Origin of the sequence: Leptospira sanjuanensis (assembly GCF_022267325.1) — a bacterium.
GTDB lineage: Bacteria > Spirochaetota > Leptospiria > Leptospirales > Leptospiraceae > Leptospira > Leptospira sanjuanensis.
Window position 1 is genome coordinate 365,082 of record NZ_JAIZBG010000002.1, and the last position, 25,266, is coordinate 390,347.

A 25,266-nucleotide genomic window follows, 5' to 3' on the forward strand; every position below is an offset into this window, starting at 1 on the left:
GAGGATCGCATTAGCGATTCCGAACGAAGCGAGGAGACGAAGTTAGACGGCGTCTGCTTTTAATCTCATGCAATATTCTTGCGAGATTTAACCTTTACTTCTAAATCTAATGCGTGACAAACTTTCAAAAAAGTAGCAAGATTACAATTCACACCGTTTTCAATTTTCGAAAGTTGTTGTTGAGTTACATGAGCCATCTTTGCAAGTTCTGATTGAGATAGACCCTTTTTTTCTCGTAACTCATGTAGTTCTATAGATAAATTTATAAGTTCTTTTTCTTCTTGGAACTTTTCTTTGAATTTCTCGTTTTTAATTTTAGTTTTTAAATGTGTTTTGAATGATTTCATGATAATAACTTCCCAATTTCTTTTTCCGGATATTTCTTCAGAAACTTTTCCCTTCTCTTTATAGCTTTATCCATTTCAGACTTCGGAACCTTGTCAGAGCGCTTAATAAAATAATTTGTTAGTATAACGTAGTCTTTATAACAAAAAAAAGTATAAAATACGAACCTGATCTCCCGAAAGTTTAATTCGCAATTCATGAATTACATCTTTTAAAATATCTGCGTAAGGCCTTGGTAAATTTGGACCTAATTCTTCAAGTTTATCGATCCAAGCTAATATCTTCGCTTGATTTCGTTCATCTTTTGAATTGATAGAAGTTTCGATCTCGCTTTCTTCGTTCTCTGATTCCGAATAATAGTAGGCTTTCCATTTTCTCGCCACAAATCATATTACATCATATATGACGTATTGTCAATTCCAAAAATAAACAAAACTCGCTTAAATATCAAACTACGTTGCAATATTCATTTTTAGCAGATGCCGTCTAACGACGTAGGTTTCTCGACGTTTGCGGTTCTGGAGCGCGTTAAACGCGCGGAAGAATTGGAACGAGGGTCGAGCGACCTTAGTCGCGTCTCGCGAACCGAGTGACAAAGCAAATGTGCCGGAGGCCAAGCAAGAGTCGCGAAGCGATCTCGTAGCGCAGCGAGAAACCGCAGTTAGACGCCGTAATGCTTCGTTATTTCGGCACAAACGGGCTTTCAATAAAACTATCATTTAATTTCGTTATATTAATACCAAGATTACTTGCCATATGCTTAATGAGGCTAATAATGTTGTCAATTAGTCGACCTTGTAATTGTAATTCATCATGCAATTTTTTTAAGCAATTTAGAATTTCTTTTGAATCGTGAAAAATAATAAATACTTCATTTAATGCTGCAAAAAATTCTTTATTATCATTTGTAATAGATCCGGAAGATAGGAGGAAAAAACGAAACTTCACAATATTTCGCAAAACATCTAATTTCAATTTTCGAGTTTCTAATCTTCGAAAATAATAATTTGAAATCAAAACGCCGATTAAACCCGAAATCAAAGAGCTAAATAAAGTAAAAAAAATATAAAATGTCTTTTCAGAAAAATCTATCATATCACTTAACTTCCTTTATTTTTTCTTTAAGTGGGACTTGAAGCATTATTTTACTTAGCTGGTTAATCGAAATTGAATAATATCCATACTTTGGAATTTTTCGGTTTTTAATCAGATCCCAAACTCTAACACCTTTCCCATTATAAATCTCATGAAATTCTCCATTGTCTTCCAATTTAAGCACAATCAAGTGCTTTGGTTTATGCGCAATTACTATTGATTTCCTTTGAGTTGTCTTAACTTGAACTAATTTATTACCTTTTTGGCAATCATGCGTTTTAGTCCCACTTTTCAAAGGTGTTAGTCCATATTTATATTCTGCATAAACTTCTCCAATACTCCCTATAAGTATGCCATCTAAAGTAAATTTTTTTCCCGGATGATCGATCTGTAAAGATCTGACAATTTTTTTTAGAGCAATGATTTGATTGGGTAAATTATCCAAAAACTGAGTTCCTTATGCATTATGGCGTCTAACGACGTAGGTTTCTCGACGTTTGCGGTTCTGGAGCGCGTCTAAAACGCGCGGAAGAATTGGCGCGAGGCTTGAGCGACCTTAGTCGCGGCCTGCAAGCCGAGGGACAAAGCAAATGTGCCGAAGGCCAAGCGAGGGTTGCCTTAGCAATCCCGAAGCGCCGCGAGAAATCGCAGTTAGACGGCGTAATCTCGTTTTCTTACTTCTAACCTAATCCTTTCTCAAATCATTAGAAGCTTCCATTTTCTTTTCACCTGTATTGATTATTAAAGCAAAAAACTTATCAGATGAAAGCCCCGCTATTAGTGATAAAAATGCTAAGCTATAAGGATTGAAAAATCCGGGATCAAATGAAGAATTCAAAAACAGTATTGCCTTACCACCAATAATCGCAATATATGCAGCAAATCCTGTTAAGAAGCCGAGAACCGCATTTGATAAGTTAATACTTTGCTGCTTACGAAAACTATGTATAAAAGTGCCTACGATAGCAGATGATATCATTAAAGCAGAAAGCAACGCTTGATATGAGAATGTTTCTATCGGATTTATCGATATTGCTTTAACTTTGATAGTCGCCGATTTCGATTCGAGTAACTTCGATTCTACTTGCATTTTAAACTCTTGAAACCCTTGTTCAGAACTCACTCCAGAATGCTGCTTAGAATATTCATCTAAATAATTCAAAGTGTCTTCTAAGCTTTTAGTAACCTCATAGCTTTTTCTTTCTTCCGCCGTCATAGCCATAATATGCTTAATTGAATAATATGGAGAGCCTGTAATACTTAGGTCTTGAATTGTATTCAACTGCCTTTTACTTACATTCAGCTCTTGCTTAACTTCATACTCAGAAGTAGTAAATTGAGACTCTCGAATCTGTTCCTCTAACAATTTAATTTTCTTTTCCAGAGACTTAATTGCATTGGATCGCGATTCAATTTCTGCAAGAGCGGTAATTGCCGAATAAAATGAAAGAATCAGAAACAAACTTGCTACAGAAACGTTTGCTATTTTTCTAATTATTTCCAAATATCTTAGGTAATTCTTCATATCAAGCTCGTTTAGAGATTATGCCGCCTAACGAAAGAGTCTCCTCGACGTTGCGTCCCTGAAGCGCATTTGCGCGAAGGGTTGGCACGAGGTTCGAGCGAGCCTTAGCGAGCGTCCCGCGAACCGAAGTGACAAAGCAATGTGGCTTTAGCCCGCAGTGAGGGTCGCATGAGCGATCCCGAACGAAGCGAGGAGACGAAGTTAAGCGACGTGCCGCATCGTTAAGATAAAATTAATCGAATAAATCCGAATGTGTTCCAGTTCTTTCAAATATGATTAAATTGCCTTCTAACTTGTAGATCAAAAGCCAATCAGGTTCAATATGACATTCACGTCGATTCTTATAATTCCCAGTTAACTTATGATCTTTATGCTTTGAACTTAGTGAAATCCCATCAATCAGTAGCGACATGATTTCTTTAAGTTTGCCTAAGTCCTTTTTGCGCTTTTTCTGTAACTTAATATCTTTATTGAATTGAGTTGTAAAGCTAGGATTAAATTTCATATTCCCAGCTTCGTGAATAATTCCTCTTTAGATTTAAAAGACTTTATTCCTTTCTTTTTATCAGTGGCTTCAAAAGTCTTTTGCGTTACTTTATTTGGTAGTTTAACTGGAAATGGTAAACCTTTACTAAGTTTAATTTGATGATAAAAAATATTGATAGCTTCTGAAGCAGAAATACCTAAATGGTCGAGTATGTTTTCTACGTCCTTTTTTAAATTCCCTTCAACTCTCGCCCGAATCATTGCTGTTTTTGCCATGACAATTACCTTTAATTTAATTGTTCCCCAATTGAGATACATTGTCAATCATTACTTTGCCTTAAAAATACTCAAACAAAATGATTTTAATTATCTGATAAATCGCGGCATGTTCGCTTAACGAAAGAGTCTCCTCGACGTTGCGTCCGCAAGCGCTTATGCGCGACGCGGTTGGCACAAGGTTCGAGTGAGCCTTAGCGAACGGCGCGCGAACCGATGTGACAAAGCAATGTGCCGGAGGCCGTAGTGAGCGCGAGCGGGGACCGTGAGTCGCGAACGAAGCGAGGAGACGAAGTTAAGCGACGTTGTGATTTTTAGTTAATCAAAAAGAGTTTTTTCTTTTGATATAATTAAATTAATTTGAATTTCTAGATTGGGAATTTTAGTTATTACCAAATCCCAAACAATATCATAATCCACTACAAAGTAACCATGAATTAAGCGATTCCGGGTAGCCGACAGCTTTTTCCATTCCACATCGGAATATTTTTTCTTGAATGAATCTGATAGTTTATTAGAAGCCTCGCCTATTATCTCAATGCTTCTAACGAAAGCTCTTTTCATTAAATCATCAGAAACGAACTGATCACGATTTAATTTTTTCGATTCAATCTGTAAGAAAATAATCTCTTCTTTAATGTGATTTATATAACCTAAATCAGATTTCAATAAGAATTGCCTCAGAAAGTATAAAATCTCGTAAATCTTTAGTAAGAGACTCTTCAGTTAATAGATCAACGTGAGTATTTAAAAGATCTTCCAATCGGAAGGAAAGATCCATAAAGCTATCAAAGTTTTTCTTACCAGAATGGAATTGAACAAGAATATCTACGTCACTACCTTCATGATTTTCATTTCTCGCAACGGAACCAAAAAGCAAAAGTTTTTGAACTCCTAAATTTAGGAGTTCTTGCTTATGTTCGACTAATATATCTTTAACTTCGCCGGAATTCATACTTACTAATGATTTGTTCAGTAATTTTCTTTTCTCGCTTAATAAATGTCAAGATTATTTAGATCCGGCAATTTCTAATCTACTTTCATTCTAAAGTGATTTTTCTCACAATGTCGCTTAACGACCAAGGTTTCTCGACGTTTGCGTTCCCAGAGCGCTTACGCGCGGAGGGATTTTAACTCAACTTGAGTGAGCCTTAGCGAACGTCCTGCAAGTTGAGTTAAAAAGCAAATGTGCCGAAGGCCGTAGTGAGGATCGCATGAGCGATTCCGAACGAAGCGAGAAATCGCAGTTAGGCGTAGTCGGGTATTTCTAAGAAGACGTTTTTAATCTCGATGACTCATTCATAATTTCTGTCATTGGTTTTCCAAGCGAGTTTAAAATATCATCATATAAGAATACTAAATTCATTACAGAGGACTTTTCAATGGATCGATAGATTGAATTGTATTCTATGAAATTGTGGTCTCTGTGGCCCCCGAAAGCATTTCGGACGTTTTGAAGATCGATAAAATAGCACTTTTTAAAATTTATGATCTTATTTCTTTCCTGCTTTAAATCATTTAAAATTCTTTTTTCTAACCCCAGTTTAATTAACTCTTTCGATAATTTTCCACCTAATAAACTTTCTAAATCACTAATAGATTCATAAATTAGGTTAATTATATTCTTTATATATAAACGTTGCTTATCAAATTCAGTCTCATAAGTTAATAATTCAATCGCATGTTTTGATTCTAAAGAAATGTATAACATATATCCAATTGCGTTCCAAATTATTATAATATCATCCCATTTATTTATTTCTGCTGCTATTATAACATCATGAGTGATTTTTATCATCTTATCTATATTTTCATATGTATTTCTAAATGTTGACCGTAGATCCGATTTGTTTTTTCCTAGAAGAATCTCGAAAGATGCTTTAGCATCCTCTTCGAGTTTTAGATTATCCCAGGAAAAATTTTTCGTTTTTTTCATAGTTTTACCCGATTACGCCTAACGAAAGAGGCTTCTCGACGTTTGCGTTCCCGGAGCGCTTGCGCGCGAAGGGATTGGAACGAGACTTGAGTGAGCATTAGCGAACGGCTTGCAAGTCGAGTTACAAAGCAAATGTGCCGAAGGCCAAGCGAGGGTTGCGAAGCAATCCCGAAGCGCCGCGAGAAGCCGAAGTTAGACGCCGTGGCTAAACTTCGATTACGAATTTAATATGTGCTCGAGATACTGAATCCCTTTATAAACAAATGTGGATCCCGTTACAATCGCATTGAAATCCTTCAATTTATTTAGCACCATCTGAAGATAGTTCGTATGCTTTGTATTGATCTTTTCAATATCTTCTAAGTAAACTTCAATTAACCCCGCTAATTCCTCTTTTGCCGAAAAACTTGATGAATTTATCTCTTTTAAAATAATAGAAAATAATTTGGAGATCTCCGAATTATCGATAGTTTGCGCTATATTTTGAGAATTTTGAGCGATTTGAAGATTTCCAGCTAAGTAACCTATTGATACTGATGAAGAAGAAGTTGTTGATGAATCGGCAGAACTTAATTGATCAATCAAATGGCTTTCCAAAAGCTGGAGAAATGGCATAATGACGGCCTCATTGAACGGTCGGATATGCTTGCTTACGTCTTTTGAACCGCCACACGCGTTTCCATAGTGGTCAGCAAGATTCCAGTATTGCATATCTTGATCTTTAAGGAAGAATTCAATTAATGACCAAGTAAATCCAATTCTGCCTTTTGTATTTCCAGGAATTTGGTACCGGGACCAATCTCTTCCAGCAAAAAGCTCCTCTTCCGAATATTCTCGATCTCTACTCTCTATCACATAATTTAATAGGATAGAGTTCTCTAAAATAAAATTGTAAATTTCTTCTAATGAATTTTTTGCGTCATCCAATCCTGAATTAAGTAAGGCTGTGGACAATATCTCTAACCTTCGCTTAATTTGATTAATATTCATAGATTATCCTTTTTATTTCAATTTTAGCCATGGCGTCTAACGAAAGAGTCTCCTCGACGTTGCGTGTCCAAGCGCTTTAAGCGCGCCGGACTTGGCACGAGGTTCGAGGCGCCTTAGCGCCGTCTCGCGAACCGAAGTGGCAAAGCAATGTGGCTTTAGCCCGGAGTGAGGGTCGCATGAGCGATCCCGAACGAAGCGAGGAGACGAAGTTATGCGATGATGCCTAATATTAATTAAAGCAACTATTTGAATGTTCCAGTCTTAATAAATTGCAACGTTGCTTTCTGGACTTCCACGCCATCCATAATAAAAGTGTGGGTTCGATCAACGAGTAGAAATTCTTTCATAGAATTCAATTTACTATTTTCAATCGAAACTTTACCATCATCGTCGCCAGGAATAATCATTGAAGAAATTGGATCATTGCTCGAATCTCCCATAATAATTCCAAGTTCAAAATTCGGTGTTCCTATGTTATTAACAAAACTCGAGTTATCTGTTTTTAGTTGCATCAATATCGGACCAAGCAAGGTATTAACAAAATTATAGCCCGATAGAAAATCAGCGATCTCGCTTCCCTTATTTGGTGGAGCCAACATTACAACTCGACCAAGCCTTTTGATTTTATTCTCTTTAAGAAAGTGCCTCAGAACGATTCCGCCTGCGGAATGAGTAACGAAATGAATTTTATTAAACTTAGAAATACAATTATTTTGAACTATAGGGGATAAATAAGATTTAGATACTTCTTGTATAGTATTACTCCTCGAAGGATAATCCACGTAAAAAACCAAAAGATTATTATCAGTCAAATAATCCCCCATATTTTTAAGCTGTTTTGAAGATCTTAAAAACCCATGAATAAGTATAACGCAATCAAATGATTTTCCATTCTTTGCTTTCTCAAACTTTTGAGCAAACAGAGGAATTGATAAACTAAGAAAGAGGATAATCAAATAATTTCTTGTCATGGTATTTTTATAATAAGTGCTTTTTAGGCATTGTCGCATAACGACGCAGGTTTCTCGACGTTTGCGTTCCCGGAGCGCTTGTGCGCTAAGGGATTTAAACTCAACTTGAGTGAGCCTTAGCGAACGTCTCGCAAGTTGAGTTTAAAAGCAAATGTGCCGAAGGCCAAGCAAGAGTCGCGAAGCGATCTCGCAGCGCAGCGAGAAACCGCAGTTAGACGACGTCGCGTAGCAATTAGAATAATGAATCCAATATCGCGTTTGCTTCGACTGGAAATAGAATTTTTGGACTTTTTTTATCCAAATGTTTTAAAACTGCGTTTATCCGTTTTGCTAACGCTCGATCATTGGTAATGAAGAAATCACAGAAAAGAGAATTATTAAAATGGGGCATGTCAAATAACTCTAGAAAAAAACCCTTTTTCTTAACTTCACGCTTTCTTTTTTCTGAATCAGGATAGTAGCCCGCCATTTCAATAATACTTACCATAACTGTTTCTGTCTGAAATTGAAATTGCTTATTCATTGATAATGTTTCAGTGAAATATTCAATCAATTCGGAGTGCGAAGATAAGGAAACAGGGGGTGATTTGGGAAAAATGCCTAAACTCATTTTAAGTGAATTGTCTATCAGCTCACGACATTTGTTAATGTTATTTCTGTATTCCTTACTTTTCTTAACATATTCTGGTTTTACTAATTCAAATAGATCCTCTATTTCCGAATTATTTCTAAGATGATTCCTTGTCATCGTTTTAAGCTGTACTCTTAATTCTTTAAAATCAGATGATGCTTGCTGTAATAATCTAATCGAACCAGAACACAGTAATGATAATATTTTACTTCCAGAGTTTTTAAGCTCGACGATTTCCTTAGGAGTAATCTTTTTACTATATTTTTCTGGATGCTGTAAAATCTGGTTAAGTTCTTTTGAAATATCTTCATACGATTTATTATTCATCACTAAAGGGCCAAAGCCTATCCTATGAAAAATCTCTCGATTTCTTTCATAAATTCGTAATGCTTCTTGAAATTCAGGGGCCAATTCAAACTCATTTAATTGAAGCTTTTCGTAAACGTTATATGCATCATTAAATACAACAGTGCAATTTTTGCCGTAAGAATAGAGCATCATTCCTTGACTTAGTTTATTGATAATTGAAAGCTCTTTTTTAATTGATTCAGCTTTAGCTCTATTTTTTGTTTCTTGAATATGTGAAACTGAAAAAGGAACAATTATTTTTCTACTTTTAACAAGAGTGCATAGTTTATCGTAAAGAGACGTGCATAGTTTATCTTTTTTTGAAATAAATTCTCCGTAAATATTTTGGTCTAAGTAAACTATTTTCATAATAAATCCTAGCGATGTCGTCTAACGACGTAGGTTTCTCGACGTTTGCGTTCCCGGAGCGCTTGTGCGCGAAGGGATTGGCACGAGACTTGAGTGAGCCTTAGCGAACGGCTCGCAAGTCGAGTGACAAAGCAAATGTGGCGAAGCCCGAAGTGAGTCCGAACGGGAACCCGTGAGTGACGAACGAAGCGAGAAACCGCAGTTAGACGAAGTGCCCTTAATTTAAGCCTGTAACTAACTTGAGGCCTGCTTCAACTTCGTTAATCTTACTTGATTTAAGCTTTCCCGCCCGTTCAATGAATCTCTCTTTATCTAAAGTCACAATTTGAGACACGTTCACTACTGAATCTTTTGATAAGCTGGATTCTTTCTTACTAATCAGAACATTGCCAGGAGCATCAGATAAATTTAAGTTCGATGTAATCGCAATCGATATTACTGTATTAATATTACTTTGATTAAAAGAATCATCTTGAATAATCAAAACAGGTCGCTTAAATCCAGGTTCACTTCCGAATGGAATTCCTAAGTCTACCCACCAGATATCACCACGAATCATTTTTTAAACTCTTACGCAGTAACTCTACGGATAAATCTGCGATATTGCTTTTAAGCTCTTTGGATTTACTGCTATAAACTTTATTTAACTTCTCAGTTACAGATTCTTTACTATGGGATTGAATAAATTCTTCTAATGCCTTTGCAAAAAGCTGACTTCGAGGTATTCCAAGTTTTTTTGCTGTTTTCTCAGCGGTCTTAAATAACTCATCCGGAATTGAAATTGCAGTTTTCATATTAGTGGTATAACCTTGGTAATACCAATGTCAACTTCAAAATATGTGATTTTTTATCCTAAATTCTAAAAATAGATTTTTCTTTTAACCTTTACCGCTCTTCAAAATCAAATTAAGCTTAGGGCATTTCGTCTAACGAAAGAGTCTCCTCGACGTTGCGTCCGCAAGCGCTTATGCGCGACGCGGTTGGCACAAGGTTCGAGTGAGCCTTAGCGAACGGCGCGCGAACCGATGTGACAAAGCAATGTGCCGGAGGCCGTAGTGAGCGCGAGCGGGGACCGTGAGTCGCGAACGAAGCGAGGAGACGTAGTTAAGCGCTGTGCATTTATATTGCGTAACTTATAATTTTGCCAGTAAATTTTTCATTATGCTTACTTTCAAAAGAATAACCTTCTTCTGCATAACTATATTTCAAATTCCTTTCAATATTTCTCTTACTGCTCGTTAGATTATCTAATAAGCATACTTTTATCGAATAATTACTAACGTTCTTCCAAGATGTTGGTTTAATAGAATGAGCTCTCCTGTGGAACAAAGTTACATTTTCTGAATTGAAATCCCACTTATTGTCCAGGGTTCGAACAAATCCAGAAAAGTCTTCAGGGGTATAATCTATCTTATCCAAATAAATAGTTAATTTAAATTCTTTTCCGTTAATTTGCTTAGATAAAACCTTAATGAATTGGAACGCATCTTGAATATCTAAAAAGGCAATTATAGATGCGTCGCCTTTTGCCATTAACGGTAAGTAAGCCTTATTACAATTTCTCAATGAAGATGGGAAATAATTTGACCACAATTGCCTTATATAACTATTATATAGAATCGAACTACTTTTTTGAAGTGTCTCAGAACCTTCTATATCGCATAATAAATAAAAAATAGTTCCTCTTTGTAAGGCCTGCTTTGAGAGGATCAATGCATTTAACTCATAAGACGCTTCGTTAAGAACGGAAATTCCTCGACCATCGATCAATATTAGTATAGAATCTTCGATATCGGTATATTCGAAATCAGTTCCACATTTTTCGCATTCACTAATATTTGATTTGGCATTTAGAAAATCTAATGGATCCCCGCAATTTGGACAGTTAGGAGAATAGGAAATAATATTCGCTTCCGTTAACGCTTTAATTACATTGCAAAAATATGTAAAATTTCCGTTTAGAATATTAAAGATTACATTGGGCAAAACATAAGATTTAGTATAATAGTTAGATAATAGCGAGTGAATCCTTTCTAAAGCGGGAATATCAATATCGGAAATCGCTTTATTCCGAAAAAATTCTATCCAATTCTTCATAGAATCTTGCATTTTCTAATCCTCCTTTTTCTGGAGCAACTCTGAGAGATCCTAAAGCCGAATTAACGAAAACTTTAGAAATTTCTACATGACCATTCCTATTAACGATGCAAAAGAAAAACCCTGTAGCCGTTCTCTCTATTTCTTGGTCATTCGTTAGTACCTTAATAATGTGCCCGCTTCTTTCGGCGTCTAGTTGAGGATTCGCCAGAAAAAAGCCTTCAAATGTGGAATTTTCTTCATAAAACGATTTAACTGATTTCCTAATCATTTGTATAGTATAATTTTCAAAAGTATTAGAATTTTTCTCGGTGACTTCTCCACCCTGATACTTTTGCTCATGTTTATACGGAATAATGATACTATTACCATCGGACAAAGCTTTAATCTTTGAAACAGATCCACGAGAAATTCGGAGATTATTTTTAATTTCATCGTGAACGGCTTCAGGAGATTTGACATTGAGCAATTCTAAACTCTGCTGAACAAAATTGTTAAGCCTATTTTCCGGAGAAATTATCGTTTTTTCGTCCAAATCTGGATCGACAAGCTTAGGTTGATCTGTTGAAAACGATAGGTTCCCAGATACTTTATTCACTTTGACAATATTTATAATACGAGAATGAACAGCATATGATGCGACCAATTCTTCTAAAGATTCAAAATTTGGATTTGTCCCCTTAATATATTCTTCTATTACTGTAACGGTTTTCGACGGTAAACTAGCAATTTCTATTCTTTCTGGATAAAGCTTTTCGGCCTTTATTGAGAACCAAAATTCAAATTCTGTATCATTTTGCGCTGCAAATATTAATTTTGGATTCTGCCAGTTACCCATGCCAACAGGATCATAATCTAAAGGTGCAAAATTTTTGATAAGCCCACTTAGAAATTTATCTTTGGATTCAGATAGCTTGAGTAACGTTGTTGTCTTGTTTCTATCTCCCTCAAAAACCTTATTGTATCTTAAGAAAATGTCCAAATTCGAATCGTTATTTTCCACCCACCTTATTATATTTTGCTCATATATGCTTTTATTATAAGCAATTGGAATCTGCGAGTCCTTAGCTTTGAGTTCTCGTATATACTGAGAAATTAAAGTGTGACCCCAAAAATTAAAACTTTTAGGTTGGGTAATCGCATTTGTAATAAGTTTTTTTAATTTACTGTTCATTCTTTACTCTTTCAAAAAATTATTGCATGGCGCTTAACGAAAGAGTCTCCTCGACGTTGCGGCCGCAAGCGCATTGGCGCGACGCGGTTGGCACAAGGTTCGAGGCGCCTTAGCGCCGTCCCGCGAACCGAAGTGACAAAGCAATGTGGCTTTAGCCCGAAGTGAGGGTCGCATTAGCGATCCCGAACGAAGCGAGGAGACGAAGTTAGGCGACGTTTTTGCCGTTGCACAAACAAATTACGCCAAGGATGGCGTTTTTAATTTTTAATCCCTAAAATATTCAATGCTTTAGAATTATTTTTAAGAATGAATAACATTCTTTGAGCTGGACCTTGTGGAATATTTTTTCCAGATTCCCAAGCTTCAATTGTTTTAGTGGATACACCTAAGGCTTGAGCAAAAGTATTTTGAGTCAGATGTAAATTGGTCCTGATATTTCTTATTTCTTTACCTTTAAAAGTTGGTAATTTTTGAATCTCAATAATCTGCGCTTTGACACCTGGAACTTTTTTGCCTGTCGTGTATTCAATGGCTTCATTAAGTCCTTTGGAAAGACTATTGAATAGTTTGCTACTTTCTTTTTTCATGTCGTTCTCTCTTGGATTGAATTAGTTCTTTTAGTGAAGTTACTAAATCCGCTAAGATCGTAAGTTCTTTCTTTGAAAGGTTCTCTTTGTCGTTCTTTTCCAGAAGTGTTATTAAGAATGATACAGAAAATTCTTCAATATCCAAATAAAAGATTCGTATTCCCCCACTTTTACCTATTCCTTTCTTTTTCCATCGTATTTTTCTGATTCCGTTAGAGCCTTTAATTACCGGGCCATATTTCGGATTTTCTAATAGAAACTCTTGGAGTTCTTTTAACTCTTCATCTTTAAGTCCTGCTTTCTTCCAAAATTGATCAAAATCTGGAAGGTGGATAAATATTCTCTTCAATAAATCAATTGTCCCTATTTAATAGGGTATTGTCAATCGCTAAACCTTTAGAAAATCGTTATTTTAATCGCCGCATGGACGCGGCGAAATAAATCTGAGAAGCCTTGGCAAAAATGTTCGCCTAACGACGCAGGTTTCTCGACGTTTGTGTTCCCGGAGCGCCTGTGCGCGAAGGGATTTAAACTCAGCTTGAGTGAGCCTTAGCGAACGGCTTGCAAGCTGAGTTTAAAAGCAAATGTGCCGGAGGCCGTAGTGAGGATCGCATTAGCGATTCCGAACGAAGCGAGAAACCACAGTTAGGCGAAGTGCCATCAGTTAGCTAATAGTACCTTTAATTCGATTTTTTAACTTTTCAAATAAATCGTTTTCATCTGACCAAACAACATGATTATATTGTCTAGTATCAAAATGCACATTATCTATTTCATCTTTTTTGCAACACCAGATTACGGGTAATCCCAGCGCAAGGGCAAATCCAGCTTCAAAGTAAACGCCTTGCCTTTGACCAGTAACTTCAGAAATTAAAAAATGGCTTTTTTTGATTTCACTTAGTATTTCTCCCGAAATCTCATTGTTATGTTCTTTCCCGCTGATTTTAAATGCATCGAAACCATTTGCTTTACAAGCCATTTCAATTGCAAGGTACGATTTATCCATTTTTGGATCAAACCACATAGCAACAAATGCTTGCTTTGAAAAAGATGGCTTTTCGATTTCTTCAATTTCTATCCATCCTCTTTCTTCAATTCTAATTCCGCCAGAATGTATAGTAAGATGGCCGGCCCCCGACAACCTTACTCCGCTAAAAATGAATTTTTTTTCATATAAAATATTTAATCAGAAGATAGTCTCATAATTATCTCTAGAGAAACAATCATATCCATTTATTTCAGTGATAAATTTTCCATAATCAGACTGTATCCGTTTAAGGTTTAGTAATGTCCTAGTTTGTTTATCGATAATATTTTTGGGAAACTCCAATTGGATTTCTTCTAACGTTTTACAAATAGACTTAGCGTAATTAGTATATTTTAGTTTTTCGCTTTCTATACATATAATCAGGTTTTGCTTTTTGAGAAAATATTCTCTCAAAATCGATTGAATAATATAATCATTATTTTCAGGAATTTGTTTACTTCCGAACAAAGCATATTCAGAAACTTTCAAAATTCCAAAATCTTTGTGAATAAAAACATAAATCGGCCCATTCTCATCTGAATACTGCTCTTGTTTTTCCCAATTGATATTAAATAGTTTATTCATTTTTTAACCTTACTTGGCATTTCGCCTAACGAAAGAGTCTCCTCGACGTTGCGTGTCCAAGCGCTTTAAGCGCGCGGACTTGGCACGAGGTTCGAGGCGCCTTAGCGCCGGCTCGCGAACCGAGGTGGCAAAGCAATGTGTCGAAGACCGTAGTGAGGATCGCATTAGCGATTCCGAACGGAGCGAGGAGACGAAGTTATACGCAGTTGCGGAATTTCGCGACACGGATGTCGCTGAATTAAGTTTCGTTTCTTACTTTAATACTTAAATACTCATCTGGAGTAATGATGTTAAAGTTCTTAATTTTCTGAAGAGTTAATAAATCTTTGTCTCCAGTGATTAAATAGTCTACTTTTGCTGCAAAAGCAGACTCCAGAATGTGATAATCATCTCTATCTCTTAACTCTAAATAATCTTGAATAGGTTTATTTTTAACAAGCGCAGTAATATCTCTGATTTCAGATAAAACAATCTGAATAAAATTATCATCAAGTTTGAATTTTGGTTTAGAGAGCGTAGATTCAATCTCAGCTAATATTTCTTTCGAAATATATCCTGTAAAAACCTCATCAATTAAATCTTGGAAAACAAGCCTTGGTTTTCCCCTAAATAAAATAGCAGAGATGTAAATATTAGTATCTAATAATACCTTCAACATTAAGAAGCATTTCTTTTATTTCTAACGGATTTAATTTCATTAAAAACATCCTTTTCAGAAATATTACTTCGATCAGTAACTTTTGAAGTGAAGTCAAAGATGGCTTGCCATCTAGTTTTTTTCTCAATATACGCTCTAGCGGCTTCACGAATCAATTCTGACCTGGACCTGTGTTCCCTCTTTGCAATTTTATCGATTTCTTTTAAAAGTGCTTTTTCAAAGGAAATATTAACAGTCTGATTCATAATCTAAATAATATACAAAGATTGTATGCTTGTCAACCTAATTTCATCCTTTTCGCCCCTACTTCTCGCCACATGGATGTGGCGTCTCCCCCGCAATTGCGTATAACGAAAGAGTCTCCTCGACGTTGCGTCTCCGAAGCGCTTGTGCGCGAAGGAGTTGGCACGAGGTTCGAGCGACCTTAGTCGCGTCCCGCGAACCGAAGTGACAAAGCAATGTGTCGAAGACCGTAGTGAGGGTCGCATGGCGATCCCGAACGAAGCGAGGAGACGAAGTTAGACGACGTGCATAATCAAAATTAAGGTGAGTTTATTAAATTCGCACAAATACTCGAAAGAATACCGAGTACAAAAGTGAAAATAATTCCAGCAATAGCTTTCCGAGTTGAATTTTTTCTTTCTTTCTCGTTTGACGAAAATAATTTATCATCCCCTTTATTGATTCTGATATACGATTGCGCTCCCGTATCTTCGATGGAATTCTCAATAAAAAATCCGATTCTCATCCCAACTCTTAGCGAAATATATAAAAAGCTTATAACTATTGGAATAAAAATAGCTACAAAATCTAAAGAAATATTTGGGATATATATTTTATAGCTTTTAAAAAATATCCAAATAGAGAGAGCTGCTGAAGCTCCTAACAAATACTTAAATAAAGGGAGACTCCATTCAGAGTATTTCCGCATAAAATTTCCAAGGGAAGTCGTCTCAACTTTTTCCAAACCTTCAATCCAATCTTTAATATGAGTGGAAAATGTCTTTGCTAATAAATAATCAATGTATTCGATATCGACCCGGGCAGTTTCAAGTCCAAATATTTTATAAATTCCTTTGGGAACTTTCATAGGCATATCATACTTGGCAAGAACCCCAGACCTAAGATTAATAGTAATTTTATAATTTTGAGTTTTATCTACTTGTGGCAGTAGCACTGAAAAATTATAGACAATAATGATACGTGTAATTGGATTATTGTTAGTCTTATTATAGCCACAATATCTCTCGTAACTGCTGAAATACTCATCAATCGAATCTTTGTGAAATAGTGTTATATTGCAGTTACCGGCAATAACATTATACTGTTCAAATGTTTGAATTATTTTTTTATTTAATTGATCCAACTCTCCTTCTGTAAGAACAAAGGCATCATCGCTTGATAACGATAACTTTTCAGTTTTACCTGTAATTTCATTATAAATCGATTGGTATTGTTGAACAGTTAGTTTCGTTGGCTGTGTCGGTGGGCCAAATGATACAAACTTCGTCTCTACTCCAGAATCTGGACCTATTATTTCCTGAGTCATAACTTTCTCCTTGAAAATTTGATTTGCATGTCGTCTAACGACGCAGGTTTCTCGACGTTTGCGTTCCCGAAGCGCTTACGCGCGAAGGGATTTAAACTCAACTTGAGTGAGCCTTAGCGAACGTCTTGCAAGTTGAGTTTAAAAGCAAATGTGCCGAAGGCCAAGCAAGAGTCGCGAAGCGATCTCGCAGCGCCGCGAGAAACCGCAGTTATGCGAAGTGAGTTTTTATTTGAAATAAATCTTTACCTGTGTTAATGTTGAGATATCAAATGGAAATTTAACATCATGTAATTGCCGAATAGCTTCCAGTATTACATGTATCCTAATTCCCATAATTACGTTTTGTTTTTTATGATATTCTATAGATACAGCAACTAGCTTTTTGCTATTTTTAGTTTCGGTAATGATATCTGAAATCCAAAATATTCCTCCTCCGCTCATACCGTGTGGGGTGATTCCTATACATGGAATATTTTCTTCATTTGCTACATTATCAATGTCATATTTCACTAATAAATGCGCGTGTTTTTCTGCTTTTATAGCTGAGTAGATATGATTGTCCAATTCTGGATGATCGAATATAAAATATATTATACTTTTAATTTTTTTCTGGTCATTATCAATAAGCTTATTATTATGCTCACCTGGAAATCCCGCTACGGAATAGAAATTCTTTAAATCAAATTTGTGATCTATGTCAATATTCGCTAATGTCAAGAATTCATAATCATTTTTCAGACCATTAAGACAAACTTCATCTAATTCTAATATTGCAAAATCATATTTATCTTCTTTTCTTTTCGTTATTTCTTCTACATAGACTCCCGTTATAACGCCTGAAATTTTATAAATATCACCAAGATATGGCGCATAATATTCAGTTCCATTATCCATTAAGACATGGGCGGCTGAGATCAAAAAATATTTACTATCTAAGGTGATTAAAACTGCTGAACCCAATTGATAAACCTTTGATTTATTCATAATGTAAATAGGTATTACCGATTTTTTTATGAGCCCTTGTTTGTCGGATATTATGTCTTTGAAGTGTTCCTTAAGTGTTACAATTTTTTTTTCATTCATTTGGTATCTCCTGTGAATTTTTACTCATTTCGCATAACGACGCAGGTTTCTCGACGTTTGCGTTCCCGGAGCGCTTGTGCGCGAAGGGATTTTAACTCAGCTTGAGCGAACCTTAGTGAGCGTCTTGCAAGCTGAGTTAAAAAGCAAATGTGGCGAAGCCCGTAGTGAGAGTCGCATGAGCGATCTCGAACGAAGCGAGAAACCGCAGTTAGGCGCAGTTAAGGTATTAAACAGATTGATCGAAATTTGATCCGGGAAGATACTTAGTCTGATATTCAATATAATCAGTATGTCTTTGAAAGACAGGTTTTTCATTACCGTTAATGTAGACTTTGTATTGCTTTGATATGTTTTTATCCAAACTACGTGCGAGCTGGATAGCGCTATTTTTAAGGGATTCAGAGACATCATCCATTGAATCAACGCCGTCTTTTTTTAACTGTTCAACTAGGTCTAATTTTTTAATTACATCATCGAATTGCCCGCTAATCTTTGCATATTCTCCGTCGGCGGTATAGTTTGCAAAAAAATAGTCTGTTGTCTTATCAAGAATTTTAGAGACAACTCCAATTGCAGGCTTTGCACCAATTAAGTCAAATGTATCCGATCCTGAGTAATATGTCTTAATTTTAAGCGGATAAGTAGTTACATTAATCGAATATAATGCACAGCTAAAAGTATACGCGTCGATGAGCATTTTACATAAATTCACATGCTCATCGAGTGAATAGTTATTATTCTCAAAATTTAATTTTAATCTATCTTCTTCTTCCGACCCTTCTACTTTATTAGCAATCAGATCTTCTTCAATAATTGAAATAACTTGTAACTGACCGTCAAGATATTCATAGCTTTTATAAAATTCATTAATATTCTCATAAATATTAATAATATTATTCTGCGCGGAAAATTTTAATTTTTCAAAAGCATCGACTACTTTTTCGGAACTTTCTTTAAGTCTATGTACTCCATCTAAAAGTTGCTGCGAAGTGACCGAAGCATATTGATCAAGTAAATTATCTATGCTTTGCATTCTTCTACCAATTTTGTAGGACGAAAAACCATTGAGCTGAGCGTTCAAGATTTTTGTTATTGATTTCTGATAATCCGCTCCAGTAAAAGTTGTATTAAGATTTTGCATTAAGGACTTCTCAAAATCTTTTTTCCTATCATGTAAATCTTTAGCTACATTTATTAAAGTTGCAAATTCATCGCTGGAGAAAATTTCTTTTACTTTTTCAATTAAATTCTTTGATTCTTGAATACTCATAATTTTACCTTAATTGCGCCTAACGAAAGAGTCTCCTCGACGTTGCGGCCGCAAGCGCTTTTGCGCGATGCGGTTGGCACGAGGTTCGAGTGAGCCTTAGCGAACGTCTTGCGAACCGAAGTGGCAAAGCAATGTGGCTTTAGCCCGTAGTGAGGGTCGCATTAGCGATCCCGAACGGAGCGAGGAGACGAAGTTAGCCGAAGTTGGAAATCCTATTTAATTGCTTTTGTATTTTTTGATAATGCTCGGTCTTTTTCGCAATTTTAATATATTGTAAAAGATCTTCGCTGAGAATGTTATATAGAACCCCGAAAAATCGATTTTGATCATCTAACATGCCAAATGAATGTTCATCAATAAGATCAATTATACTCGCAAGGTGAAATAAATGACGATGCATTCTTCGATCAAGACTATTCAAGATACCATCAGCGGGTGAATTAGTAAATTGAGTTACGCTGTTTGATAAACAATTATTAAAATATTGGCTACCGCTATAACCGCCTGTTTGATATGAATCAAGGAGCTTAAAATGTATTTCAATCATTTGCGTGAAGGCTGATTCGAAAACGGTTTGATGTTGTGCTTTTGCTTGTGACTTTAGAGATTCTTCCTGGAGAATTGCAACCTTGCGGGATGCTTGTAATTCTCTTCTTGTTAATGCTAATTCTTTTCTCTGATAATATAGCGTTATTACAACGGTGATAAGTGTCAAAAAAGTAAATATTGAATTTGTAACTCCTCCAAAGTAATCACCTAATTTTGCCCAATCATCTGGATTATTAGAAATAGAATACCCATTGATTAGCCAAAACCACATGACATATGATCCAAGGGAGCCCGAAATTATTATTAGGCTGAATGTTGGAATTAGTCTTATATAATTACGCAGAAAATAATTCATTTATTCGATTAATCCCTTCCAATTTCGGCTAACGAAAGAGTCTCCTCGACGTTGCGTGTCCAAGCGCTTTAAGCGCGCCGGACTTGGCACGAGGTTCGAGGCGCCTTAGCGCCGTCCCGCGAACCGATGTGACAAAGCAATGTGCCGGAGGCCGTAGTGAGGGTTGCATTAGCAATCCCGAACGAAGCGAGGAGACGAAGTTAAGCGACGTGCCGCTCTGTTAGAATAAAATTAATCGAATAAATCCGAATGCGTTCCAGTTCTTTCGAGTATGATTATATTGCCTTCTATCTTGTAGATCAAAAGCCAATCAGGTTCAATATGACATTCACGTCGATCCTTATAATTCCCAGTTAACTTATGATCTTTGTGCTTTGAACTCAGTGAAATCCCATCGATAAGCTGAGACATGATTCCTTTAAGTTTACCTAAGTCCTTTTTGCGTTTTTTCTGTAACTTAATATCTTTATCGAATTGAGTTGTAAAGCTAGGATTAAATTTCATATTCCCAGCTTCGTAAATAATTCCTCTTTAGATTTAAAAGACTTTATACCTTTCTTTTTATCAGTTGCTTCAAAAGTCTTTTGCGTTACTTTATTCGGTAGTTTAACTGGAAATGGTAACCCTTTACTAAGTTTAATTTGATGATAGAAAATATTGATAGCTTCCGAAGCAGAAATTCCTAAATGGTCGAGTATGTTTTCTACGTCCTTTTTTAAGTTATCTTCAACTCTCGCCCGAATCATTGCTGTTTTTGCCATGACAACTACCCCTTTAATTTAATTGTTCCCCAATTGAGATACATTGTCAATCATTACTTTGCCTTAAAAATACTCAAACGAAATGGTTTTAATTATCTGATAAATCGCGGCATGTTCGCTTAACGAAATAGGCTTCTCGACGTTCGCGGTTCTGGAGCGCGCTAAACGCGCGAAAGAATTGGAACGAGGCTTGAGGCGCCTTAGCGCCGTCTCGCAAGCCGAGTGACAAAGCGAATGTGCCGGAGGCCAAGCGAGAGTTGCGAAGCAATCTCGAAGCGCCGCGAGAAGCCGCAGTTAGACGCAGGCGACAACTAACCTATTTTAGCCCTTAGTATCTCAATATCATTATATTCCATATATTTGGCTGGCAAATAATGAGTCGGATCAAACTCCTTACTCTCATTAAAAAAACCTTTTGGAATATTTCTGACTAACCTATACTTTTCTAAAAAGAATTCCTTTTTCCAAGTCAAACCGATATCAGAAATGATATTAATTAGAAGTAATGCTTGTTCATGATTTGATAACTGAGACCGAATATTTCTAACGTACTCATATTTATCTATGTTTATTCTTTGATAGTGAACAAATTTAACAATCGCATATAAATTCCTATAGTAATGACCTAAACGAGATTGATGTCCTTGAAAAGGAATATAACTCAGTTTACTTTTCTTTCTCACTTTTTTTATGGTTTTAGGATTTTGTAACTTTATAACCAATTTCTTAATGAGAAACTTAGGATAACGAGCAAGGGCGTTAGTGAGTATTTTTGTAGAAGTTTTTCCAACTCCGTAAAAAAAGATTAAGTACGAAATATTTACAACTTCTTCATTGTTGTAAATCAGATGAAGTCTCTCGATCTCCTTCTTTACAATGCGTAATAGTATTCGATATTCTCTTAACATAGGAATAAATATACTTCTACCTTTAAACCGACCAAGTTGAAATTCACCTACATTTTCTCGATGAAATTCAATCATTTCAAATAATTTATTCTGAAAATTTTGTAATTCGGATGCTCTTATCTGATGATTCAAAGTCGTAAAAACGAACACGACGGTCAACAAAGATACGCTGATAGTTACATATGACTCGAAAGTGAGTTTGTATTCATCAAACGATTTCAAATTACAACCATTCTTCCTAAAACAAGATTCAAGTAATGGATAGTTTATTAAAATCAATCCGATCAAAAGCAGAGAATAGTCTTTCCAATAACTTCTAAAGTGTCTAATAAGATTCTTCATATTTTTAAATTTTGTAGTTTTAATGGCGCTTGCGTCTAACGAAAGAGACTTCTCGACGTTTGCGGTTCTGGAGCGCGCTAAACGCGCGGAAGAATTGGCACGAGACTTGAGTGAGCCTTAGCGAACGTCTCGCAAGTCGAGTGACAAAGCAAATGTGCCGAAGGCCAAGCGAGGGTTGCGATAGCAATCCCGAAGCGCCGCGAGAAGTCGAAGTTATGCGCTGTAAACATTATTCTACGGCAAACTCATTCTGTAGCAATAATCACAGATAAATGGGAGCATATGGGTATAGGATGAAATTATTGCTATAATAATCCAAAGAAATATAAATAGAATAGGAAGTAATGATTCTTGTTGTCCGCTAGAATTATGTTTAGGTAAAAATTTCTCTCTGTCGTGAATTTTAATTAAACGAATATGACCAAGTTTCTTTTCGATTTTTTTTGATCTTCTGAATCTTAAATTAAGATATTCCTTCGTTCTTAGGCAGCTTAATCTCCAAATTAAGCAAATTAGTATGTTAAATACAATAAGAGAGATTAGTATTGTAATGATAGGTAATTCAATATTAATTTCTCCCTTTAAAAGGAAAATTGAGATTCCAGAAAGGAATAAAGATTCTATTGCTAAGAAAAAATTACTTTTTATCCAATATTGTTTGTCCCAATGAATTATTTGATTTGAAATAATTTTATATTCTTCTAGTAGTACTTCGTATTTGTGTTTCATATTTGCGTTTATATTAAGCGATTCTGCTATTGCTGATTATTAATTTCAATTTGAATGACTTTTACTTTTGCGCAACCTAGGTCATTTCCACCATTACAAGATTTCTTAAAGTATTCATGTGCCTTACTTAAATCTTTAGGGACCAAATTGCCATTGTAAAATATATTTCCTAATTTTCCGCAATTGTTTGAATCACCTTTCTGGCAAAGTTTAGATAAATAATCCGTATATTTATATAGATCGTTTTCTGGTCCTAGTCCGTCCTTCGACATCTGAGTAAGTCCGAAACATGCATCTTCAATATTTGAATTGCAGGCCAGTGTAAAATATTTTTGAGCATTAATTAAATCTTTTTCACCATCTATGCCATATAGAAACATATGACCTAGATTATAACAGCTAATCATATTTCGTTTTGAACACTCACTAGTATAAATTTCCCTGTTTTTTAATGAGTCTGAATTAATGTTAGTTGTTAAAAGAAATATCAATAGGATATATTTTCTCATTATCGAAGTATCCTTCATTGTGTTAAAATTTTTGTATATGAAAATTGGAATTCAATTTTTTTTAAAAGCATTATTTTGGGAATTTAAAGTATTTTTGTTTATAGCGCATAACGACGTAGGTTTCTCGACGTTTGCGGTCCTGAAGCGCGCTAAACGCGCGGAAGGATTGGAACGAGGTTTGAGCGAACCTAGTGAGCGGCTCGCAAACCGAGTGACAAAGCAAATGTGCCGAAGGCCAAGCGAGAGTCGCGAAGCGATCTCGAAGCGCCGCGAGAAACCGCAGTTAGACGCCGTTTTGTTTATCTATATTTAGTTCTTTGAATCACGATGTTTAATTACTCTCGATTAAGCTTTTCTAGTTTTTTAATATTTTCTTCAGTTTTTCTAGCAATATCGATAAAACCATCAAAAGACATGATCTTAATATCATACTCAGAAAATTGATTAATTTTTTGCCTAGCTTTTGCATTGATACTTTCCCTTCTTCCTATTATAATATTGTAAGTAAATCTCACGAAAGAATCTGGATCTTTAAGCTTTTGACCAGAATAGTTAGAAGGCTCGAGTTCAGTAGAATGATATTTAATCAAATCACTTTTCATACAGGCTCTGGATAAATCTTGAAGGACTATCGATCTATTATTTTCAACAAATTGTTTCCATTCCTTAACCTGCGAAAGTGCCGTATTTAATCTTTTCGTTGGGATACCTTGTTTCGTAATTAGCTTGTCCTCAGTATTTTCAAGTTCTATAAAATTCACTTCCCAATTCCCAGAATAGGAAAGTAAAACAACGAAATCTACTTTATATTGGTTCCCAAGCTGAAATTCGTTTAAAACGAATTTAGTGTGTCCTCCGGTCCAGCAAAATTTCCAAAGCACTAAATCTGGATTATTTTTTAGAAATTTAGTTATTGCCCGCTCTCCATTTGTCGCAATGGATTTCTTTAAGTTTCTTGTTAAGTTTAATTTATTAGGCATATTTTCAAAAAATGGCGTCTAACGAAAGAGTCTCCTCGACGTTGCGTCTCCGAAGCGCTTGTGCGCGAAGGAGTTGGCACAAGGTTCGAGGCGCCTTGGCGCCGTCCCGCGAACCGAAGTGACAAAGCAATGTGTCGAAGACCGTAGTGAGTCCGAGCGGGAACCGTGAGTGACGAACGAAGCGAGGAGACGAAGTTATACGCAGTTGCGGAATTTCGCGACACGGATGTCGCTGAATTAAGTTTCGTTTCTTACTTTAATACTTAAATACTCATCTGGAGTAATGATGTTAAAGTTCTTAATTTTCTGAAGAGTTAATAAATCTTTGTCTCCAGTGATTAAATAGTCTACTTTTGCTGCAAAAGCAGACTCCAGAATGTGATAATCATCTCTATCTCTTAACTCTAAATAATCTTGAATAGGTTTATTTTTAACAAGCGCAGTAATATCTCTGATTTCAGATAAAACAATCTGAATAAAATTATCATCAAGTTTGAATTTTGGTTTAGAGAGTGTAGATTCAATCTCAGCTAATATTTCTTTCGAAATATATCCTGTAAAAACCTCATCAATTAAATCTTGGAAAACAAGCCTTGGTTTTCCTCTAAATAAAATAGCAGAGATGTAAATATTAGTATCTAATAATACCTTCAACATTATTAAGAAGCATTTCTTTTATTTCTAACGGATTTAATTTCATTAAAAACATCCTTTTCAGAAATATTACTTCGATCAGTAACTTTTGAAGTGAAGTCAAAGATGGCTTGCCATCTAGTTTTTTTCTCAATATACGCTCTAGCGGCTTCACGAATCAATTCTGACCTGGACCTGTGTTCCCTCTTTGCAATTTTATCGATTTCTTTTAAAAGTGCTTTTTCAAAGGAAATATTAACAGTCTGATTCATAATCTAAATAATATACAATGATTGTATGCTTGTCAACCTAATTTCATCCTTTTCGCCCCTACTTCTCGCCACATGGATGTGGCGTCTCCCCCGCAATTGCGTATAACGAAAGAGTCTCCTCGACGTTGCGTCCCTGAAGCGCATCTGCGCGAAGGGTTGGCACGAGGTTCGAGGCGCCTTAGCGCCGTCCCGCGAACCGAAGTGACAAAGCAATGTGCCGGAGGCC

General features: G+C 35.8%; 34 protein-coding genes and 1 pseudogene. All 35 read right to left on the bottom strand.

From position 1 onward, the window contains the following. Window positions 1–65: 65 nt before the first annotated feature. Complete coding sequence (locus LFX25_RS19885; RefSeq protein WP_238731968.1) at window positions 66–347, bottom strand: helix-turn-helix domain-containing protein; 282 nt, start codon at window positions 345–347, stop codon at window positions 66–68. Continuing rightward, window positions 344–728, bottom strand: a pseudogene (locus tag LFX25_RS19890) (type II toxin-antitoxin system RelE/ParE family toxin). The gene LFX25_RS19885 and the pseudogene LFX25_RS19890 overlap by 4 nt, the downstream one beginning before the upstream one ends. Before the next feature lie 298 nt (window positions 729–1,026). After that, on the bottom strand, window positions 1,027–1,440 hold the full coding sequence (locus LFX25_RS19895) for a DUF6680 family protein (RefSeq protein WP_238731975.1): 414 nt from the start codon (window positions 1,438–1,440) through the stop codon (window positions 1,027–1,029). Between the two features lies 1 nt (window position 1,441). After that, window positions 1,442–1,885, bottom strand: coding sequence for a DUF6998 domain-containing protein (locus LFX25_RS19900; RefSeq protein WP_238731976.1), 444 nt, complete (start codon window positions 1,883–1,885; stop codon window positions 1,442–1,444). Between the two features lie 240 nt (window positions 1,886–2,125). After that, complete coding sequence (locus tag LFX25_RS19905; RefSeq protein ID WP_238731907.1) at window positions 2,126–2,965, bottom strand: hypothetical protein; 840 nt, start codon at window positions 2,963–2,965, stop codon at window positions 2,126–2,128. A gap of 232 nt (window positions 2,966–3,197) precedes the next feature. Next, entirely contained in the window at window positions 3,198–3,470 is a 273-nt protein-coding gene (locus LFX25_RS19910) for a type II toxin-antitoxin system YafQ family toxin (protein ID WP_238731949.1), read from the bottom strand. Next, on the bottom strand, window positions 3,467–3,727 hold the full coding sequence (locus LFX25_RS19915) for a type II toxin-antitoxin system RelB/DinJ family antitoxin (protein WP_238731950.1): 261 nt from the start codon (window positions 3,725–3,727) through the stop codon (window positions 3,467–3,469). Before LFX25_RS19915 ends, LFX25_RS19910 begins: the two co-directional genes overlap by 4 nt. 318 nt (window positions 3,728–4,045) lie before the next feature. Next, complete coding sequence (locus tag LFX25_RS19920; protein WP_238731929.1) at window positions 4,046–4,396, bottom strand: HepT-like ribonuclease domain-containing protein; 351 nt, start codon at window positions 4,394–4,396, stop codon at window positions 4,046–4,048. Beyond that, window positions 4,386–4,682: a nucleotidyltransferase family protein gene (locus LFX25_RS19925; RefSeq protein WP_238731930.1), complete on the bottom strand. Its 297-nt coding sequence runs from the start codon at window positions 4,680–4,682 to the stop codon at window positions 4,386–4,388. Before LFX25_RS19925 ends, LFX25_RS19920 begins: the two co-directional genes overlap by 11 nt. A gap of 312 nt (window positions 4,683–4,994) precedes the next feature. Beyond that, entirely contained in the window at window positions 4,995–5,663 is a 669-nt protein-coding gene (locus tag LFX25_RS19930) for a hypothetical protein (protein WP_238731977.1), read from the bottom strand. 216 nt (window positions 5,664–5,879) lie between these two features. Next, window positions 5,880–6,653: a hypothetical protein gene (locus tag LFX25_RS19935; protein ID WP_238731978.1), complete on the bottom strand. Its 774-nt coding sequence runs from the start codon at window positions 6,651–6,653 to the stop codon at window positions 5,880–5,882. 242 nt (window positions 6,654–6,895) lie between these two features. After that, window positions 6,896–7,624, bottom strand: a complete 729-nt coding sequence (locus LFX25_RS19940; protein WP_238731964.1) for an esterase/lipase family protein — start codon at window positions 7,622–7,624, stop codon at window positions 6,896–6,898. Between the two features lie 232 nt (window positions 7,625–7,856). After that, window positions 7,857–8,972 (bottom strand): hypothetical protein, encoded by a 1,116-nt coding sequence (locus tag LFX25_RS19945; RefSeq protein ID WP_238731979.1) that lies wholly within the window; start codon window positions 8,970–8,972, stop codon window positions 7,857–7,859. A gap of 217 nt (window positions 8,973–9,189) precedes the next feature. Next, window positions 9,190–9,531, bottom strand: a complete 342-nt coding sequence (locus LFX25_RS19950; RefSeq protein ID WP_238731980.1) for a type II toxin-antitoxin system PemK/MazF family toxin — start codon at window positions 9,529–9,531, stop codon at window positions 9,190–9,192. Further along, entirely contained in the window at window positions 9,518–9,766 is a 249-nt protein-coding gene (locus LFX25_RS19955; protein ID WP_238731981.1) for a ChpI protein, read from the bottom strand. The genes LFX25_RS19950 and LFX25_RS19955 overlap by 14 nt, the downstream gene beginning before the upstream one ends. 325 nt (window positions 9,767–10,091) lie before the next feature. Beyond that, on the bottom strand, window positions 10,092–11,081 hold the full coding sequence (locus tag LFX25_RS19960; protein ID WP_238731982.1) for a hypothetical protein: 990 nt from the start codon (window positions 11,079–11,081) through the stop codon (window positions 10,092–10,094). After that, the gene (locus tag LFX25_RS19965; protein WP_238731983.1) at window positions 11,038–12,243 is read right to left on the bottom strand and encodes a hypothetical protein; all 1,206 of its coding nucleotides are present in this window, start codon (window positions 12,241–12,243) and stop codon (window positions 11,038–11,040) included. Before LFX25_RS19965 ends, LFX25_RS19960 begins: the two co-directional genes overlap by 44 nt. A 257-nt stretch (window positions 12,244–12,500) precedes the next feature. After that, complete coding sequence (locus tag LFX25_RS19970; protein ID WP_238731984.1) at window positions 12,501–12,830, bottom strand: helix-turn-helix domain-containing protein; 330 nt, start codon at window positions 12,828–12,830, stop codon at window positions 12,501–12,503. Next, complete coding sequence (locus LFX25_RS19975; RefSeq protein ID WP_238731985.1) at window positions 12,814–13,179, bottom strand: type II toxin-antitoxin system RelE/ParE family toxin; 366 nt, start codon at window positions 13,177–13,179, stop codon at window positions 12,814–12,816. The genes LFX25_RS19970 and LFX25_RS19975 overlap by 17 nt, the downstream gene beginning before the upstream one ends. A 315-nt stretch (window positions 13,180–13,494) precedes the next feature. Continuing rightward, complete coding sequence (locus tag LFX25_RS19980; RefSeq protein ID WP_238731986.1) at window positions 13,495–13,971, bottom strand: nucleoside 2-deoxyribosyltransferase; 477 nt, start codon at window positions 13,969–13,971, stop codon at window positions 13,495–13,497. Between the two features lie 45 nt (window positions 13,972–14,016). Next, window positions 14,017–14,442, bottom strand: a complete 426-nt coding sequence (locus LFX25_RS19985; protein ID WP_238731987.1) for a hypothetical protein — start codon at window positions 14,440–14,442, stop codon at window positions 14,017–14,019. Window positions 14,443–14,680: 238 nt separating this feature from the next. Further along, on the bottom strand, window positions 14,681–15,100 hold the full coding sequence (locus LFX25_RS19990; RefSeq protein WP_238731932.1) for a putative toxin-antitoxin system toxin component, PIN family: 420 nt from the start codon (window positions 15,098–15,100) through the stop codon (window positions 14,681–14,683). Continuing rightward, window positions 15,100–15,345 (bottom strand): CopG family ribbon-helix-helix protein, encoded by a 246-nt coding sequence (locus LFX25_RS19995; protein ID WP_135595075.1) that lies wholly within the window; start codon window positions 15,343–15,345, stop codon window positions 15,100–15,102. Before LFX25_RS19995 ends, LFX25_RS19990 begins: the two co-directional genes overlap by 1 nt. A gap of 296 nt (window positions 15,346–15,641) precedes the next feature. Continuing rightward, complete coding sequence (locus tag LFX25_RS20000) at window positions 15,642–16,649, bottom strand: hypothetical protein (RefSeq protein ID WP_238731988.1); 1,008 nt, start codon at window positions 16,647–16,649, stop codon at window positions 15,642–15,644. Between the two features lie 225 nt (window positions 16,650–16,874). Continuing rightward, entirely contained in the window at window positions 16,875–17,732 is an 858-nt protein-coding gene (locus tag LFX25_RS20005; protein WP_238731990.1) for a hypothetical protein, read from the bottom strand. Window positions 17,733–17,958: 226 nt separating this feature from the next. Continuing rightward, complete coding sequence (locus tag LFX25_RS20010; RefSeq protein ID WP_238731991.1) at window positions 17,959–19,002, bottom strand: hypothetical protein; 1,044 nt, start codon at window positions 19,000–19,002, stop codon at window positions 17,959–17,961. 193 nt (window positions 19,003–19,195) lie between these two features. After that, window positions 19,196–19,822 (bottom strand): hypothetical protein, encoded by a 627-nt coding sequence (locus tag LFX25_RS20015; protein ID WP_238731992.1) that lies wholly within the window; start codon window positions 19,820–19,822, stop codon window positions 19,196–19,198. Window positions 19,823–20,137: 315 nt separating this feature from the next. Next, window positions 20,138–20,410: a type II toxin-antitoxin system YafQ family toxin gene (locus LFX25_RS20020; RefSeq protein WP_238731993.1), complete on the bottom strand. Its 273-nt coding sequence runs from the start codon at window positions 20,408–20,410 to the stop codon at window positions 20,138–20,140. After that, window positions 20,407–20,667: a type II toxin-antitoxin system RelB/DinJ family antitoxin gene (locus LFX25_RS20025; protein ID WP_238731994.1), complete on the bottom strand. Its 261-nt coding sequence runs from the start codon at window positions 20,665–20,667 to the stop codon at window positions 20,407–20,409. Before LFX25_RS20025 ends, LFX25_RS20020 begins: the two co-directional genes overlap by 4 nt. A 311-nt stretch (window positions 20,668–20,978) precedes the next feature. Next, window positions 20,979–21,650 carry a putative phage abortive infection protein gene (locus tag LFX25_RS20030; RefSeq protein ID WP_238731995.1) on the bottom strand — a complete coding sequence of 224 codons (672 nt, stop codon included), beginning with the start codon at window positions 21,648–21,650 and terminating at the stop codon, window positions 20,979–20,981. A gap of 501 nt (window positions 21,651–22,151) precedes the next feature. After that, window positions 22,152–22,646, bottom strand: coding sequence for a RipA family octameric membrane protein (locus LFX25_RS21045; protein ID WP_455032237.1), 495 nt, complete (start codon window positions 22,644–22,646; stop codon window positions 22,152–22,154). 26 nt (window positions 22,647–22,672) lie between these two features. Continuing rightward, window positions 22,673–23,155: a tetratricopeptide repeat protein gene (locus LFX25_RS20035; protein WP_238731996.1), complete on the bottom strand. Its 483-nt coding sequence runs from the start codon at window positions 23,153–23,155 to the stop codon at window positions 22,673–22,675. Window positions 23,156–23,490: 335 nt separating this feature from the next. Beyond that, a complete protein-coding gene (locus tag LFX25_RS20040; protein WP_238731960.1) occupies window positions 23,491–24,135 on the bottom strand; it encodes a Shedu anti-phage system protein SduA domain-containing protein in 645 nt (214 codons plus the stop codon). Window positions 24,136–24,372: 237 nt separating this feature from the next. Continuing rightward, window positions 24,373–24,792 carry a putative toxin-antitoxin system toxin component, PIN family gene (locus tag LFX25_RS20045; RefSeq protein ID WP_238731932.1) on the bottom strand — a complete coding sequence of 140 codons (420 nt, stop codon included), beginning with the start codon at window positions 24,790–24,792 and terminating at the stop codon, window positions 24,373–24,375. Window positions 24,793–24,794: 2 nt separating this feature from the next. Further along, window positions 24,795–25,040, bottom strand: coding sequence for a CopG family ribbon-helix-helix protein (locus tag LFX25_RS20050; protein WP_135595075.1), 246 nt, complete (start codon window positions 25,038–25,040; stop codon window positions 24,795–24,797). Window positions 25,041–25,266: the final 226 nt, after the last annotated feature.

Coding starts and splice junctions, on each gene's coding strand:
- LFX25_RS19885 (WP_238731968.1), bottom strand. CDS start 347: ATGAAATCATTCAAAACACATTTAAAAACTAAAATTAAAAACGAGAAA.
- LFX25_RS19895 (WP_238731975.1), bottom strand. CDS start 1,440: ATGATAGATTTTTCTGAAAAGACATTTTATATTTTTTTTACTTTATTT.
- LFX25_RS19905 (WP_238731907.1), bottom strand. CDS start 2,965: ATGAAGAATTACCTAAGATATTTGGAAATAATTAGAAAAATAGCAAAC.
- LFX25_RS19910 (WP_238731949.1), bottom strand. CDS start 3,470: ATGAAATTTAATCCTAGCTTTACAACTCAATTCAATAAAGATATTAAG.
- LFX25_RS19915 (WP_238731950.1), bottom strand. CDS start 3,727: ATGGCAAAAACAGCAATGATTCGGGCGAGAGTTGAAGGGAATTTAAAA.
- LFX25_RS19925 (WP_238731930.1), bottom strand. CDS start 4,682: ATGAATTCCGGCGAAGTTAAAGATATATTAGTCGAACATAAGCAAGAA.
- LFX25_RS19930 (WP_238731977.1), bottom strand. CDS start 5,663: ATGAAAAAAACGAAAAATTTTTCCTGGGATAATCTAAAACTCGAAGAG.
- LFX25_RS19935 (WP_238731978.1), bottom strand. CDS start 6,653: ATGAATATTAATCAAATTAAGCGAAGGTTAGAGATATTGTCCACAGCC.
- LFX25_RS19940 (WP_238731964.1), bottom strand. CDS start 7,624: ATGACAAGAAATTATTTGATTATCCTCTTTCTTAGTTTATCAATTCCT.
- LFX25_RS19945 (WP_238731979.1), bottom strand. CDS start 8,972: ATGAAAATAGTTTACTTAGACCAAAATATTTACGGAGAATTTATTTCA.
- LFX25_RS19950 (WP_238731980.1), bottom strand. CDS start 9,531: ATGATTCGTGGTGATATCTGGTGGGTAGACTTAGGAATTCCATTCGGA.
- LFX25_RS19955 (WP_238731981.1), bottom strand. CDS start 9,766: ATGAAAACTGCAATTTCAATTCCGGATGAGTTATTTAAGACCGCTGAG.
- LFX25_RS19960 (WP_238731982.1), bottom strand. CDS start 11,081: ATGCAAGATTCTATGAAGAATTGGATAGAATTTTTTCGGAATAAAGCG.
- LFX25_RS19965 (WP_238731983.1), bottom strand. CDS start 12,243: ATGAACAGTAAATTAAAAAAACTTATTACAAATGCGATTACCCAACCT.
- LFX25_RS19970 (WP_238731984.1), bottom strand. CDS start 12,830: ATGAAAAAAGAAAGTAGCAAACTATTCAATAGTCTTTCCAAAGGACTT.
- LFX25_RS19985 (WP_238731987.1), bottom strand. CDS start 14,442: ATGAATAAACTATTTAATATCAATTGGGAAAAACAAGAGCAGTATTCA.
- LFX25_RS19990 (WP_238731932.1), bottom strand. CDS start 15,100: ATGTTGAAGGTATTATTAGATACTAATATTTACATCTCTGCTATTTTA.
- LFX25_RS19995 (WP_135595075.1), bottom strand. CDS start 15,345: ATGAATCAGACTGTTAATATTTCCTTTGAAAAAGCACTTTTAAAAGAA.
- LFX25_RS20000 (WP_238731988.1), bottom strand. CDS start 16,649: ATGACTCAGGAAATAATAGGTCCAGATTCTGGAGTAGAGACGAAGTTT.
- LFX25_RS20005 (WP_238731990.1), bottom strand. CDS start 17,732: ATGAATGAAAAAAAAATTGTAACACTTAAGGAACACTTCAAAGACATA.
- LFX25_RS20010 (WP_238731991.1), bottom strand. CDS start 19,002: ATGAGTATTCAAGAATCAAAGAATTTAATTGAAAAAGTAAAAGAAATT.
- LFX25_RS20015 (WP_238731992.1), bottom strand. CDS start 19,822: ATGTGGTTTTGGCTAATCAATGGGTATTCTATTTCTAATAATCCAGAT.
- LFX25_RS20020 (WP_238731993.1), bottom strand. CDS start 20,410: ATGAAATTTAATCCTAGCTTTACAACTCAATTCGATAAAGATATTAAG.
- LFX25_RS20025 (WP_238731994.1), bottom strand. CDS start 20,667: ATGGCAAAAACAGCAATGATTCGGGCGAGAGTTGAAGATAACTTAAAA.
- LFX25_RS20030 (WP_238731995.1), bottom strand. CDS start 21,650: ATGATTGAATTTCATCGAGAAAATGTAGGTGAATTTCAACTTGGTCGG.
- LFX25_RS21045 (WP_455032237.1), bottom strand. CDS start 22,646: ATGAAACACAAATACGAAGTACTACTAGAAGAATATAAAATTATTTCA.
- LFX25_RS20035 (WP_238731996.1), bottom strand. CDS start 23,155: ATGAGAAAATATATCCTATTGATATTTCTTTTAACAACTAACATTAAT.
- LFX25_RS20040 (WP_238731960.1), bottom strand. CDS start 24,135: ATGCCTAATAAATTAAACTTAACAAGAAACTTAAAGAAATCCATTGCG.
- LFX25_RS20045 (WP_238731932.1), bottom strand. CDS start 24,792: ATGTTGAAGGTATTATTAGATACTAATATTTACATCTCTGCTATTTTA.
- LFX25_RS20050 (WP_135595075.1), bottom strand. CDS start 25,040: ATGAATCAGACTGTTAATATTTCCTTTGAAAAAGCACTTTTAAAAGAA.